Annotated in this window: 11 protein-coding genes; 3 read left to right on the forward strand and 8 right to left on the reverse strand. The window is 70.2% G+C overall.

Annotated elements, in window-relative coordinates; all coding sequences use genetic code 11:
• Positions 1-635: 635 nt before the first annotated feature.
• Entirely contained in the window at positions 636-1,289 is a 654-nt protein-coding gene (locus tag ACFWJW_RS26780; protein ID WP_387246193.1) for a phosphatase PAP2 family protein, read from the forward strand.
• 53 nt (positions 1,290-1,342) lie between these two features.
• On the opposite strand, the gene ACFWJW_RS26785 is transcribed toward ACFWJW_RS26780, so the two are convergent.
• The 6 genes from ACFWJW_RS26785 to ACFWJW_RS26810 all read right to left on the reverse strand — a co-directional run bounded on the left by ACFWJW_RS26785 (position 1,343) and on the right by ACFWJW_RS26810 (position 8,689).
• Positions 1,343-2,761 (reverse strand): NAD(P)/FAD-dependent oxidoreductase, encoded by a 1,419-nt coding sequence (locus ACFWJW_RS26785; protein WP_387246195.1) that lies wholly within the window; start codon positions 2,759-2,761, stop codon positions 1,343-1,345.
• A gap of 5 nt (positions 2,762-2,766) precedes the next feature.
• Positions 2,767-3,612, reverse strand: coding sequence for an ABC transporter permease (locus tag ACFWJW_RS26790; protein WP_387246197.1), 846 nt, complete (start codon positions 3,610-3,612; stop codon positions 2,767-2,769).
• Positions 3,612-4,550, reverse strand: coding sequence for an ABC transporter permease (locus ACFWJW_RS26795; RefSeq protein WP_387246199.1), 939 nt, complete (start codon positions 4,548-4,550; stop codon positions 3,612-3,614). The genes ACFWJW_RS26790 and ACFWJW_RS26795 overlap by 1 nt, the downstream gene beginning before the upstream one ends.
• Complete coding sequence (locus ACFWJW_RS26800; protein ID WP_387246201.1) at positions 4,547-5,710, reverse strand: ABC transporter ATP-binding protein; 1,164 nt, start codon at positions 5,708-5,710, stop codon at positions 4,547-4,549. Before ACFWJW_RS26800 ends, ACFWJW_RS26795 begins: the two co-directional genes overlap by 4 nt.
• Positions 5,711-5,769: 59 nt before the next feature.
• Positions 5,770-7,017: a PotD/PotF family extracellular solute-binding protein gene (locus tag ACFWJW_RS26805; RefSeq protein WP_387246203.1), complete on the reverse strand. Its 1,248-nt coding sequence runs from the start codon at positions 7,015-7,017 to the stop codon at positions 5,770-5,772.
• Positions 7,018-7,171: 154 nt separating this feature from the next.
• Positions 7,172-8,689, reverse strand: coding sequence for a gamma-aminobutyraldehyde dehydrogenase (locus tag ACFWJW_RS26810; RefSeq protein ID WP_387246205.1), 1,518 nt, complete (start codon positions 8,687-8,689; stop codon positions 7,172-7,174).
• 201 nt (positions 8,690-8,890) lie between these two features.
• Here ACFWJW_RS26810 and ACFWJW_RS26815 point away from each other — a divergent pair, with 201 nt between their 5' ends.
• Together ACFWJW_RS26815 and ACFWJW_RS26820 are read left to right on the forward strand one after the other, a co-directional pair.
• Positions 8,891-9,514 (forward strand): NADAR family protein, encoded by a 624-nt coding sequence (locus ACFWJW_RS26815; RefSeq protein ID WP_387246207.1) that lies wholly within the window; start codon positions 8,891-8,893, stop codon positions 9,512-9,514.
• A 157-nt stretch (positions 9,515-9,671) separates the two neighbouring features.
• Positions 9,672-10,691, forward strand: a complete 1,020-nt coding sequence (locus tag ACFWJW_RS26820) for an adenosine deaminase (protein ID WP_387246209.1) — start codon at positions 9,672-9,674, stop codon at positions 10,689-10,691.
• A gap of 226 nt (positions 10,692-10,917) precedes the next feature.
• Here the strand turns inward: ACFWJW_RS26820 and ACFWJW_RS26825 are convergent, their stop codons facing one another.
• Together ACFWJW_RS26825 and ACFWJW_RS26830 are read right to left on the reverse strand one after the other, a co-directional pair.
• Entirely contained in the window at positions 10,918-12,099 is a 1,182-nt protein-coding gene (locus ACFWJW_RS26825) for a spermidine/putrescine ABC transporter substrate-binding protein (protein WP_387246211.1), read from the reverse strand.
• A gap of 146 nt (positions 12,100-12,245) precedes the next feature.
• The gene (locus ACFWJW_RS26830) at positions 12,246-13,700 is read right to left on the reverse strand and encodes a gamma-aminobutyraldehyde dehydrogenase (RefSeq protein ID WP_387246213.1); all 1,455 of its coding nucleotides are present in this window, start codon (positions 13,698-13,700) and stop codon (positions 12,246-12,248) included.
• Positions 13,701-13,820: the final 120 nt, after the last annotated feature.

Raw genomic sequence — 13,820 nt, forward strand, 5'->3', positions numbered from 1 at the left:
GCCCGGGGCACGGCTCAGGTCGTGCCCCGGGCCGCGCCCCGTTCCGGGCGGTGGGCGGGCGGCCGGGCGGGCCAGTGGGGGGGGCCGGCCGTGCGGCCCGTGCGCGCCCCTGACCGCCCCTTCTTTCCGCCCCCCTTCTGTCCTCATTTCTGGGCTCATTTCCGCATGGACGCGCGTAGCTGGAGACATGGCGTGAAGAAGATGTGCGGGGCCGATGGCGGCCGGGTGATGCGCCTGTCGGGTGCGCTCGCCGTGCCGTACGGTTTCTGCAGATGAGAGAAACACCCCGCTCGCAGGGGACTGCGGGCGACGCCCGGTCGGCGCTTCCCCGGCTCCGATCAGGCCGTGCCCTCGCGCACAACACCGGAACCCCCGGTTCCGGGAATCCTCACCGATCGGATGTCCGCCCGCCCCATGCCCCCCGGGGCGCGCGGGACACCGGTCCACGCGGCCGCCTCGGAACCACCCCCCCTGTTCCGAGGCGGCCGACCCCTTTTCCGGGTTTTCCGGGTTCTCCGGGTTCTCCGGGTTCACCGGACTCTGCTGACGCACCGCGCTCCCCGGGCCCGTCCGGCGACGGCTCCCGGCGGCGCTCCCTGTGGTGGACCGGTGCCGTCAGCGCGCTGCTCTTCGCCGTGTTCACCTGGCAGGTGGCCGGCCACGGCCCGCTGCGCGTCCTCGACGAACGGCTCGGCCGCGCGCTGGCCACCGGTCATCTGCCCGCCGGGCCCGCCGAGTTCTGCGCCGATCTCGGCAACACGGCAGTGGCGCTACCGGTGTTGTGCGTGGTCATGGTGTGGGCGGGGTGGCAAGGGTGGCGCGGCAGGAGCCAGGAGGCGCCCAACGAGGGGGCCCGCGTGCGGTGGTGGCTGCCGCCGCTCGCCGCCGGCCTCACGCTGGCCGTGGTGCCCGCGCTGGTCGTCCCGCTCAAACGGTGGCTCGCCCGGCCGGGCCCGCCGGAGATGGCGGGCGGGGCGCCCGACGGCTTCTATCCGTCGGGCCATGGCGCCACGGCGGCGGTGGGTTACGGGGTGGCCGCGCTGTTGGTGCTCCGCGGGGTACGGCGGAGGCGGGCGGGCCGCTCGGCCGTCCCGCCGTTCGCGCCCGCGGTCGTCGCCGTGGTGGCGCTGATCGACGTGGCCGTCGGACTCGGTCTGGTGCGTCGCGGCTATCACTGGCCGTTGGACGTGCTCGGCAGCTGGTGTCTGGCCGCCGTGCTGCTGGCGGTGTGGTGTGCGGTGTGCGACCGGTGGGCGGGGGCGGGCGCCGGGCGGGCGTCGAGGCCCTGAGGTACGGCGCAGGGGGCGGACGGCTGCCCGCCGCCCGCCCCCTGCGCCGTGCCTCAGCTGTCGAAGCCCAGCCCCACCTTGTCCATGGCCTTCAGCCACAGATTGCGGCGGCCGCCGCGGCTGTCGGCCTGGGTCATGGACCACTGGGTGATCCCGATGCCGGCCCAGCGCAGCGGCTCGGGCGGGAAGGGCAGCGGCTTGCTGCGGACCATCTCCAGCTCCGTACGCTCGGTGCGCTCGCCGGACAGCAGGTCGAGCATCACATCGGCGCCGAAGCGGGTGGCCCCCACACCGAGGCCGGTGTAGCCGGCGGCGTAGGCGACCCGGCCGGCGTGTGCGGTGCCGAAGAACGCGGAGAAACGGGAGCAGGTGTCGATCGCGCCGCCCCAGGTGTGGGTGAAGCGCAGCCCCTCCAGCTGCGGGAAGCAGCGGAAGAAGTGCCGGGCGAGCTTCTCGTAGGTGGCGGGGTGGTGGTCGTACTCGGCCCGGACGCGGCCGCCGTAGCGGTAGATGATGTCGTAGCCGCCCCACAGGATGCGGTTGTCGGCGGTGATGCGGAAGTAGTGGAAGTGGTTGTTGGAGTCCGAGAGGCCCTGGCGGTTCTTCCAGCCGATGGCGGCGAGCTGCTCCTCGGAGAGCGGCTCGGTCATCAGGGCGTGGTCGTAGACCGGGGCGATGTACGGGCGGACCCGCTTGACCAGTGACGGGAAGGCGTTGGTGCCGAGCGCGACATGGCGGGCGAAGACCCGGCCGTAGGGCGTACGGACGGCCATGCCGATGCCGTCGGAGGCGAGGTCGGTGGCGGGGGTGCGCTCGTAGATCCGGACGCCGAGGCCGAGGCATGCCTGCTTCAGGCCCCAGGCGAGCCGGGCCGGGTTGACCATGGCGACGCCGTCGCGGTCCCACAGTCCGGCGCGGAAGGTCGGCGAGTCGACCTGGGCGCGCAGCTCGTCCTCGTCGAGGAAGGTGTGCCGGTCCAGGCCGAGCCCGGCGGCGTCCTCGGCGAACTCCTTGAGTTCGGCGACCTGGTGGGGCTCGGTGGCGATGTCGATCTCACCGGTGCGCTCGAAGGCGCAGTCGATGCCGTAGCGGGCGACCGCCTCCTCGATGGCGTCGAGGTTGCGGATGCCGAGCTCTTCGAGGGTGGCGAGTTCACCGGGCCAGCGGGCCAGGCCGTTGCCGAGGCCGTGGGTGAGGGAGGCGGCGCAGAAACCGCCGTTGCGTCCGGAGGCTGCCCAGCCGATCTCGGCGCCCTCGACGAGGACGACATCGCGCTGCGGGTCGCGTTCCTTGGCGAGCAGCGCGGTCCACAGGCCGGAGTAGCCGCCGCCGACGACGAGCAGATCGCAGGTCTCGTCGCCGACGAGGGCGGGTCGGGCGGCCGGCCGGTCCGGGTCGGTCAGCCAGAAGGGGGTGGGTTCGGCGTCCGCGAGCGCATGCGCGGCGGACGGGGTCATGGCAGCTCGTGCCATGGTTCTCAGCTCCTCTTGCTCCTCTTGCGGGCCCCGGCCAGCTGGCCGACGACTACACACACCACGGCGACCAGGAACATCGCCGTGCCGATGACGTTGATCTGAACGGGCGTGCCCCGCTGCGCCGATCCCCAGACGAACATGGGGAAGGTCACGGTGGAGCCGGCGTTGAAGTTGGTGATGATGAAGTCGTCGAAGGACAGGGCGAAGGACAGCAGCGCGCCGGAGGCGATGCCGGGGGCGGCGATCGGCAGCGTCACCCGGAGGAAGGTCTGGAGCGGCGAGGCGTAGAGGTCCTGGGCGGCCTGTTCCAGACGCGGGTCCATGCTCATCACCCGGGCCTTGACGGCGGTGACGACGAAGCTCAGACAGAACATGATGTGCGCGATGAGGATCGTCCAGAAGCCGAACTGGATGCCCATGTTGAGGAACAGGGTCGCCAGCGAGGCGGCCATGACGACCTCGGGCATCGCCATCGGCAGGAAGATCAGGGTGTTGACGCCGGAGCGGGCCCGGAAGCGGTAGCGGGCCAGCGCGAACGCGATCATGGTGCCGAGGACGGTCGCGCCGACGGTGGCCCACAGCGCGAGCTGAAGGCTCAGGCCCAGCGAGCCGCACAGGTCGGCGACGCCGCACGGATCGCGCCAGGCGTCCGTGGAGAAGCGCTGCCACTGGTAGTTGAAGCGGCCGTTGGGCTTGTTGAAGGAGAAGACCATCACCACGATGTTGGGCAGGATCAGGTAGCCCAGCGTGCACAGGCCCGCGATCGCGACGATGTTGCGGCGCAGCCGGCGCAGGCCCCGGTTCGGGGTGCGGACCGCGGTGGCTTCGGTGGTCCCGTGGACGGCCATCAGACCAGATCCTCCGTCCCCGACTTGCGGATGTAGAGCGTGACCATGGCGAGGATGGCCGCCATGAGGATGAAGGAGAGGGCGGCGGCGGTCGGGTAGTCCAGCACCCGCAGGAACTGCGACTGGATGACGTTGCCGATCATCTTCTGGTCGGTGGAGCCCAGCAGTTCGGCGTTGATGTAGTCACCGGCGGCCGGGATGAAGGTGAGCAGGGTGCCGGCGACGACACCGGGCATCGACAGCGGGAAGGTCACCCGGCGGAACGTGGTCGACGGGCGGGCGTAGAGGTCCCCGGCGGCCTCGTGCAGGCGCGGGTCGATGCGCTCCAGCGAGGTGTAGAGCGGCAGCACCATGAACGGCAGGAAGTTGTAGGTCAGTCCGCAGACCACCGCGAGCGGGGTGGCCAGCACCCGCTGTCCCTCGGTGAGGCCCAGCCAGCTGGTGACGTCCAGGACGTGCAGCGAGTTCAGCAGCCCGACGACCGGTCCGCCGTCGGCCAGGATCGTCTTCCAGGCGAGCGTACGGATCAGGAAGCTGGTGAAGAACGGCGCGATGACCAGGATCATCACGAGATTGCGCCAGCGGCCGGCCTTGAAGGCGATGAGATAGGCCAGCGGGTAGCCCAGGAGCAGACAGAGGGCGGTGGCGGTGGCGGCGTAGGCCACCGAGCGGATGAACTGCGGCCAGTATTCGCCGAGCGCGTCCCAGTACGTCGCGAAGTGCCAGGTGACCTTGAAGCCCTCTTCGAGGGAGCCGGTCTGGACCGACGTCGACGCCTGGTAGACGAGCGGGGCGGCGAAGAAGATGATCAGCCACAGGATGCCGGGGAGCAGCAGCCAGTAGGGGACGAGCCGCTTGCGGACGGGGGTCTTGCGCACCTCCAGGGGTGCCGTCCCGGCCTGGCCGTCCGGTGGTGCGGGCGTCTCGGTGGTGGTCACGCGGCCTCCTCGTCGAGGTCCGCGCCGGCCTGGATGTCCTGTGCGGCGTCCAGACCGAAGGTGTGCGCCGGGCTCCAGTGCAGGACGATCTCCGCGCCGGGGACGAGGCGCCCGTCGCGCTCCACGTTCTGCTCGTAGACGGCGAGTTCGCCCAGGCCGGGTACCTCGACGACGTACTGGGTGGAGACGCCGATGAAGCTGGCGTCCTTGATGCGGCCGGGCAGCCGGTTGCGGCCTTCGGCAATGGTGCCGGCGTCGTCGGTGTGTTTGAGGGCGACCTTCTCGGGCCGTATACCGGCCAGCACCTTCCCGCCGGTACGGGCCGGGGCGCTGCACCGGGCGGCGGGCAGCCGCAGCTTGGCGTCCGCCGCCTTGAGCAGCAGCTCGTCCCCGCCGGCCTCGACGACCTCGGCCTCGATGAGGTTGGAGGTGCCCAGGAAGTTGGCGACGAAGGTGGTGGCGGGGTTCTCGTAGAGGTCGGCGGGGGCGCCGAGCTGTTCGACCCGGCCGCCGTTCATCACGGCCACGGTGTCGGCCATCGTCATGGCCTCCTCCTGGTCGTGGGTGACATGGACGAAGGTGATGCCGACCTCGGTCTGGATGCGCTTGAGCTCCAGCTGCATCTGGCGGCGCAGCTTGAGGTCGAGGGCGCCGAGCGGCTCGTCGAGCAGCAGCACCTGGGGGTGGTTGATCAGCGCGCGGGCGACCGCGACGCGCTGCTGCTGGCCACCGGAGAGCTGCTGCGGCTTGCGGCGCGCCATCGGGCCGAGCTGGACCAGGTCGAGCATCTCCTCGACCTGCTTCTTGACGGACTTGATGCCGCGGCGGCGCAGCCCGAAGGCGACGTTCTCGTAGATGTCCAGGTGCGGGAAGAGCGCGTAGTTCTGGAAGACGGTGTTGACCTGGCGCTTGTACGGCGGCAGCACCGTGACGTCCTGGCCGGACAGCTCGACGGTGCCGGTGGTGGGCTCCTCCAGTCCGGCGATCATGCGCAGCGTGGTCGTCTTGCCGCAGCCCGAGGCGCCCAGGAGCGCGAAGAAGGAGCCCGCGGGGACGGTCAGGTCGAGCGGATGGACGGCGGTGAAGGAGCCGTAGGTCTTGCTGATCCCTTGGAGGCGGACGTCGCCGCCGCTGCTCTGGGGGGTCGCGGAGTGGGTCATGTCGGTCGTCCCGTGGGTCGGAGGGCGAAACGGCTCGGGCGGGCCTGCGAGGTGGGGGATCAGGCGCCGGTGAGGTCGGAGAACTTCTGGGTGAACGCCTTGTTCTCCTTGGCGGACAGGGCGCGGAAGGAGTGGGACTTCTCGGCCATCTCCTCGTCCGGGATGATCAGCGGGTTGGCGGCCGCCTTCTTGTCGATCTTGGCGAGTTCCTCGCGTACGCCTTCCACGGGGCAGACGTAGTTGATGTACGCCGCGATCTTCGCCGCCACCTTCGGCTCGTAGAAGTAGTCGATGAGCCGTTCGGCGTTCTGCTTGTGGCGGGCCTTGTTCGGCACCATGAGGTTGTCGGTGGACGTCATGTAGCCCGCCTTGGGGACGGCGAAGCCGATGTCCGGGTTGTCGTTCTGGAGCTGGACGACGTCGCCCGCCCAGGCCACACAGGCGGCGAGGTCGCCCTTGTCCAGGTCGGTGGTGTAGTCGTTGCCGGTGAAGCGGCGGATCTGCTTGGAATCCACGCCCTTCTGGATCCGGGCGATCGCCGCGTCGTAGTCGTCGGCGGTGACGTCCTCGGGCTTCTTGCCCATGTCCAGCAGGGTCAGCCCGACGCTGTCGCGCATCTCCGAGAGGAATCCGACCCGGCCCTTGAGCTTCGGGTCCTCCAGCAGCTGGCTGATCGAGTCGACCTTGCGGCCCCCGGTGGCCTTCTTGTTGTACGCGATGATCGCCGGGATGCCCTGCCAGGGGTAGGAGTGCGCGCGGCCGGGGTCCCAGGCGGGGTTGCGGAACTGCGGCGAGAGGTGGGTGTAGGCGTGCGGCAGGTTGGCCGGGTCCAGCGACTCGATCCAGCCGAGGGAGATCATCCGCGCGCACATCCAGTCGGTGAGCACGATCAGATCCCGGCCGGTGTCCTGGCCCGCCGCGAGCTGGGCCTGGATCTTGCCGAAGAACTCGTCGTTGTCGTTGATGTCCTCGGTGTATTTGACCGCGATGCCGGTGCGCTTGGTGAAGTGCTCCAGGGTGGGCCGGTGCTTGCCGTCGTCGGTGACGTCCATGTACTCGGTCCAGTTGGAGAAGTTGATCCGCTTCTCCGCCCTGGAGTGGTCCGCGGAACGGCCGGCGTCCGTACGGCCCGCGGGCGGGATGCCGCAGGCCGACAGGGCGCCGAGGCCGCCGATCGCGGCCGCCATGGCGCCGCTCGCACGCAGCAGGGAGCGGCGGGTCATGGCGAGCCGGCCATCGGTCAGGCTGCGGCGCACGGCGGTGAGTTCGGCCGGGGACAGGGGTTCGGGCTGCTCGTGGTGCTCCATGCGCAGTGCCCTTTCAGGGGATGAGCCCGGCGCTCGGCCGGTGGTGACGATGCCGCGCGGCGCTGGCCGCTGGGTGGGCCCGTGGTGGGGGTGGGGCCAGTGGGGGGCTCGGTGGTGCTGGTGGTGCTGGGTGGTGCCCTGCGGCGGACAGCCCTTACGGGCGGTCCCCGAAGATCGTGCGGTGCCAGTCCTTGCGCGCGACCGCGGTGTTGTCGTACATCACGTGCTTGACCTGGGTGTACTCCTCGAAGGAGTAGGCCGACATGTCCTTGCCGTAGCCGGACGCCTTGGCACCGCCGTGCGGCATCTCGCTGAGGATCGGGATGTGGTCGTTGACCCAGACGCAGCCCGCGTTGATCTCGCGGGTGGCGCGGCCGGTGCGGTAGACGTCCCGGCTCCAGGCGGAGGCGGCCAGCCCGTAGGGGGTGTCGTTGGCCAGCGCGATGCCCTCGTCGTCGCTGTCGAAGGGCAGCACGACCAGCACCGGACCGAAGATCTCGGACTGCACGATCTCGCTGTCCTGCGCGGCCCCGGCGATCAGCGTCGGCCGGTAGTAGGCGCCCTTGGCCAGCTCACCACCGGGAGCCTCGCCACCGGTGACGACCGTGGCGTAGCCGCGCGCCCGGTCGACGAAGCCCGCCACCCGGTCGCGCTGGGTGTGCGAGATCAGCGGGCCCAGGTCCGTGGACGGGTCGAAGGGGTCGCCGAGCCGTACGGTCGCCATCAGGTCGGCGACGCCGCTGACGAAGGCGTCGTAGAGCGGGCGCTGGACGTAGGCGCGGGTGGCGGCGGTGCAGTCCTGGCCGGTGTTGATCAGCGATCCGGCGACCGCTCCATGGACGGCGGCCTCCAGATCCGCGTCGTCGAAGACGACGAAGGGGGCCTTGCCGCCGAGTTCGAGGTGCAGCCGCTTGACCGTGCCGGTGGCGATCTCGGCGACGCGCTTGCCGACGGCGGTCGAGCCGGTGAACGAGGTCATCGCGACGGAGGGGTGGCCGACGAGGCGCTCACCGGCGTCCCGGCCCGCCCCGGAGACGATGTTGAGCACCCCGTCGGGCAGCCCGGCGCGCTGGGCGGCCTGGGCGAACAGCAGCGAGGTGAACGGGGTGATCTCGGCCGGCTTCAGCACGATGGTGTTGCCCGCGGCGATGGCCGGCAGCACCTTCCAGGCGGCCATCTGGAGCGGGTAGTTCCAGGGGGCGATGGAGCCGACCACACCGATCGGTTCGCGGCGGATGACGGAGGTGTGGTCGGCGCTGTATTCGCCGGCCGCCTTGCCCTCCAGGTGACGGGCGGCGCCCGCGAAGAAGGCCGCGTTGTCGATCGAGCCCGGTACGTCGAACTCGTTGCTGAGCTTGATCGGCTTTCCGCAGTTCAGCGATTCCGCGTAGGCGAGATCGGCGGCGTCCTCGGTGAGCGCGGCGGCGAAACGGTGCAGGGTGTCGGAGCGCTCCCCCGGGGTGGCGCCGCCCCACTCCGGGAACGCCTGCCGGGCGGCGTCCACGGCCGCGTCGACATCCGCCGTCCCCGCGAGCTCGTAGGAGTACACCGTCTCGCCGGTCGCCGGGTCCACGACGTCCTGGGTGCGGCCGGAACTGCCGGCGCGGAGACCGCCCGCGATGAATTGCGCGCCCTCGGCGAACCGCTCGGTGACATCGAATCGGTGATCCATGGTGCTCTCCTCCGCCGGGCGCCGGAGCCGCTCAGCGGCATTGTCTGGCGTAGCTATTTCCGGAATCGATGGCCGATCTTGACAGAGGTAAGCGACCTCAACAAGGGATTCCGTTGTTGCCTTTTGGTTACGCGACGGATTCTGCGATTTCACCCTCGGGGACCCCGACACGTTGTCAGTGCCCGCTGACAGAATCCCGGCATGATGCACGACAGCACGGGGATCACCACGGGGGACGCGGCCGGGACGGTCGCGGACGGGCCCCGCTCGGTCGAGGAGCTGCGCCGGCGGACGGCCACCGGCAAGCGTCGCAAATACGTCCATTTCTGGGGCCACAGCCCCCGGCGCGACGGCAGCCTGGGTGTGAGCTGCTTCAGCCAGTGGTGGCCCGCCCCCTTCACCGTCGAGGGCGTCCGCTACGCCACCGCGGAACACTGGATGATGGCCGGCAAGGCCCGGCTGTTCGGCGACGCGGAGGCCGAGCGGCGGGTACGCGCGGCGCGCCACCCCCAGCAGGCCAAGGACGCCGGGCGCACGGTCCGCGGCTTCGACGAGGAGACCTGGCGGCGGCACCGCTTCGGCCTGGTCGCCGAGGGCAGCGTCCACAAGTTCGGCCAGGACGCCGCCCTGCGCGAGTATCTGCTCGGCACGAACTCCCGGGTGCTGGTCGAGGCCAGCCCCGTGGACCGGATATGGGGCATCGGCCTCGCCGCCGACGACGAGCGGGCGGCGGACCCGGCGCGCTGGCGGGGTCTGAATCTGCTGGGCTTCGCGCTGATGGCGGCCCGCCAGCGGCTCCGGGAAGCGGCCGGCGCGGGGGCATAGGACAAACCGTGCGGCCCGGCCGGGGGCGGACGATGTCCGCATGCGGGCGGCCGGTTGCGGGCGATATCCACGGCCCCCGCCCCGGCCGGCCCCGTCCCGCTTAGCATGGCCAGGCCGTTCCGCGCACCCCTGCGCGCCCTTTGACCAGGAGGAACCGTTGTCCGATCTCGATGCCTTCATCGCGGGCCTGCCCAAGGCGGAGCTGCACGTCCACCACGTCGGATCGGCCTCCCCGCGCATCGTCTCCGAACTGGCGGCGCGGCACCCCGACTCCGCCGTCCCCACCGACCCCGAAGCGCTGGCCGACTACTTCACCTTCCGCGACTTCGCGCACTTCATCGAGGTCTATCTCTCCGTCGTGGACCTGATCCGCGACGCCGAGGACGTCCGGCTGCTGACGTACGAGGTCGCCCGCGACATGGCGCGCCAGCAGATCCGCTACGCCGAGCTGACCCTCACCCCGTTCAGCTCGACCCGCCGCGGTATCCCCGACGCCGCGTTCGTCGAGGCCATCGAGGACGCCCGGAAGGCGGCGGAGTCGGAGCTGGGCGTGGTGTTGCGCTGGTGCTTCGACATCCCCGGTGAGGCGGGGCTGGAGTCCGCGGAGGAGACCGCCAGGATCGCCTGTGATCTTCAGCCCGAGGGCCTGGTCTCGTTCGGTCTCGGCGGCCCGGAGATCGGGGTACCGCGCCCGCAGTTCAAGCCGTACTTCGACCGCGCCCGCGCGGCCGGTCTGCACTCCGTACCGCACGCCGGGGAGACCACCGGCCCCGGCACGATCTGGGACGCCCTCAACGAGCTGGGCGCCGAGCGCATCGGCCACGGCACCAGCGCCACCCAGGACCCCCGGCTGCTGGCCCATCTCGCCGAGCACCGCATCCCGTTGGAGGTCTGCCCCACCTCCAACATCGCCACCCGCGCGGTGCGCACCCTGGAGGAGCACCCGCTCAAGGAGATGGTCGACGCGGGCGTACTGGTCACCATCAACAGCGACGACCCCCCGATGTTCGGCACGGACCTCAACACCGAATACGCCATCGCCGCCCGCCTGCTGGGCCTCGACGCCACCGGCCTGGCCGCCCTCGCCAAGAACGCCGTCACCGCATCCTTCATGGACACCGCCGCCAAGGCCCGCCTGACGGCCGAGATCGACGCATACACGACGTCCTGGCACTGACCACCACGCAGCCCCGCCCCACACAACGCCACATCACCCAGCACCACATCACTCAACGCCAGGGAACCAACTACTCTCCGTAATCGTTGCCGGAATATAAGGAGGCCCCTCACGGCAGCGAACACCGCACGGCACACAGCGCCGCACGGTCAGAACACACGCACAGTCAGAACACACCACACGGCCGCCACACCCCACAGACCCACAGGCCCACTGGCTCACAGGCTCACAACCCCACGATCCCGTTCCACTCCTTGGCGAACTCGGTCCGCTCCTTCGATGTGATGTCGCGGGCGATGGCCAGCCGCTTGCGCATCGCGTCGTCGGGGAAGATCAGCGGATCCTCGGCGAGCGCGGCGCGTTCCTTGTCCTTGGAGGAGGCCAGGATGTCGCGCGCGGCCGGCACGGGGCAGACATAGTTGACCCAGGCGGCCAGGTCCGCGGCCACCTCCGGGCGGTAGTAGTGGTCGATCAGCCGCTCGGCACTGCGCTTGTGCTCCGCGAGGTCGGGGATCAGCAGGCTCTCGGCCCAGAGCTCCGCGCCTTCCTCCGGCACCACGAACTCGATGTCCGGGTTGTCGGCCTGGAGCTGGATCACATCGCCCGAGTACGCCTGCGCGGCGAGCACGTCCCCGGAGTCCAGGTCCTTGATGTAGTCGTTGCCGGTGAACCGCCGGATGTGGCCCTTGCTCACCAGGCGGCGGATCCGGTCGGTCATCCGGTGGAAGTCGTCGGCCCTCCAGCGGGTGACGTCCACCCCGTCGCCCTGCATGAGCAGGGCGAATGATTCATCGAGCCCGGAGAGCAGGGTGACCCGGCCGCGCAGGTCGTCCTTCCACAGGTCGGCGGTGTGCTTGATCTCCCGGCCGAGCTTCTTGCGGTTGTAGGCGATGCCGGTGATCCCGGACTGCCAGGGCACCGAGTGTGTGCGGCCGGGGTCGAAGTGCGGGTTCCGCAGCAGCGGATCGAGATGCCGGGCGACGTGCGGCTGGGCGGCGCGGTCCATTTCCTGGACCCAGCCCAGCCGGACGAACCGGGCGCACATCCAGTCGCTCATGACGATCAGATCGCGGCCGGTGCTCTGGTGGTTCATCAGCGCCGGGCTGATCTTGCCGAAGAACTCGTCGTTGTCGTTGATCTCCTCGGTGTACGTGACGGAGATCCCGGTGCGCCGCTCGAAGGCGTCCAGGGTGGGGCGGCGCTGTTTGTGGTGGTCGTCGACGTCGATGTAGAGCGGCCAGTTGGCGAAGGTGAGCCTGCGGTCCCGTGCCGACCGGTCCGGACCTCCGCGGTCCGCCGCCTCGACGTAGGCCGGCGGCACCCCGCATCCGGTCATGGCGGCCAGCGCCCCCGTCACACCCAGTCCGACCGTGCCCCGGAGCAGCGCCCGCCGCGAATGATCTGCCATGGCGTGCACTCTCACGTGCCGCGGGCGGAGGCGGCAAGCGACAGAGCGTCAGTTGCCGGGCCTCCGCCCGCGACGGTGTGTCGAGCGTTCCGTGGCGCCCGACCGTGCAGATCTCCCGGGTCAGCCGGCCGGACCGGCCGGCCGGCTCAGCCGTCCAGCGAGGTCATCACGTGCTTGATCCGGGTGTAGTCGTCGAAGCCGTAGGCCGAAAGGTCCTTGCCGTAACCGGACTTCTTGAATCCGCCGTGCGGCATCTCGGCGACCAGCGGGATGTGGGTGTTGATCCACACACAGCCGAAGTCGAGGCTCTTGGACATCCGCATGGCGCGGGCGTGGTCCTTGGTCCACACCGAGGAGGCCAGGGCGTACTCGACGCCGTTGGCCCACTCCACGGCCTGCTTCTCGTCGCTGAAGGACTGGACGGTGATGACCGGGCCGAAGACCTCGTGCTGGACGATCTCGTCGTCCTGCTTGAGCCCGGAGACGACGGTCGGGGCGAAGAAGTAGCCCTTCTCGCCGACCTGTTCGCCGCCCGCCTCGATCTTGGCGTGTGCGGGCAGCCGCTCGATGAAGCCCTTGACCTGCTTGAGCTGGTTGGCGTTGTTCAGCGGGCCGTAGAGCACGTCCTCGTCGTCGACCGCGCCGGTCTTGGTCTCCGAGGCGGCCTTGGCCAGTGCGGCGACGAACTCGTCGTGGATGGACTCGTGGACGAGGACGCGGGTGGCGGCCGTACAGTCCTGGCCGGCGTTGAAGTAGCCGGCGACGGAGATGTCCTCGACGGCCTTGGGGATGTCGGTGTCCTCGAAGACGACGACCGGGGCCTTGCCGCCCAGCTCCAGGTGGACCCGCTTGAGGTCCTTGGAGGCGGACTCGGCGACCTGCATACCGGCGCGTACCGAGCCGGTGATCGAGGCCATCGCCGGGACCTTGTGCTCGACCATCAGCCGGCCGGTCTCGCGGTCACCGCAGATGACGTTGAACACGCCGCGGGAGTGGCCCAGTTCGTCCAGCACGCTGCCGATGATGTCGGCGATCAGCACCGTGGAGGCCGGGGTGGTGTCGGACGGCTTGATGACGACGGTGTTGCCCGCGGCCAGCGCCGGGGCGAACTTCCACACGGCCATCATCATCGGGTAGTTCCACGGCGCGACCTGGGCGCAGACGCCGACCGGCTCGCGGCGGATGATGGAGGTGAAGCCGTCCATGTACTCGCCGGCCGAGCGGCCTTCGAGCATCCGGGCGGCACCCGCGAAGAAGCGGATCTGGTCCACCATCGGCGGGATTTCCTCGGAGCGTACGAGCGCGACCGGCTTGCCGCAGTTCTCCGACTCGGCGGCGATCAGCTCCTCCGCCCGCTCCTCGAAGCGGTCGGCGATCTTCAGGAGGACCTTCTGGCGCTCGGCCGGGATCAGGTCGCGCCAGGCGGGGAAGGCGGCCTCGGCGGCGGCCATCGCCGCGTCCACGTCGGCGGCGGCCGAGAGCGGGGCGGTGGCGTACGCCTCACCCGTGGCGGGGTTGACCACCTCCGTGGTCCGCCCGTCGGCGGCGTCCCGGAACTCCCCGTCGATGTAGTTGCGCAGACGACGCAGTGCGGTGGTCACTGTGCGCCCCCTTCAGTCAGAAGTCTGGTGGTTTGGACATCCACCCTAGCCATGGAACCCACGTTTTCAACACACCCGCCACCCAGGAACAACGGAATCAGTGAAATTCTGATCGCTACA

Origin of the sequence: Streptomyces sp. NPDC127097 (assembly GCF_042724075.1) — a bacterium.
In the GTDB taxonomy this organism is placed as follows: Bacteria; Actinomycetota; Actinomycetes; order Streptomycetales; family Streptomycetaceae; genus Streptomyces.

Bases quoted from the DNA above. Each gene is read 5' to 3' on its own strand.
- ACFWJW_RS26785 (WP_387246195.1), bottom strand. From the start codon at position 2,761: ATGGCACGAGCTGCCATGACCCCGTCCGCCGCGCATGCGCTCGCGGAC.
- ACFWJW_RS26790 (WP_387246197.1), bottom strand. From the start codon at position 3,612: ATGGCCGTCCACGGGACCACCGAAGCCACCGCGGTCCGCACCCCGAAC.
- ACFWJW_RS26800 (WP_387246201.1), bottom strand. From the start codon at position 5,710: ATGACCCACTCCGCGACCCCCCAGAGCAGCGGCGGCGACGTCCGCCTC.
- ACFWJW_RS26805 (WP_387246203.1), bottom strand. From the start codon at position 7,017: ATGGAGCACCACGAGCAGCCCGAACCCCTGTCCCCGGCCGAACTCACC.
- ACFWJW_RS26810 (WP_387246205.1), bottom strand. From the start codon at position 8,689: ATGGATCACCGATTCGATGTCACCGAGCGGTTCGCCGAGGGCGCGCAA.
- ACFWJW_RS26815 (WP_387246207.1), top strand. From the start codon at position 8,891: ATGATGCACGACAGCACGGGGATCACCACGGGGGACGCGGCCGGGACG.
- ACFWJW_RS26825 (WP_387246211.1), bottom strand. From the start codon at position 12,099: ATGGCAGATCATTCGCGGCGGGCGCTGCTCCGGGGCACGGTCGGACTG.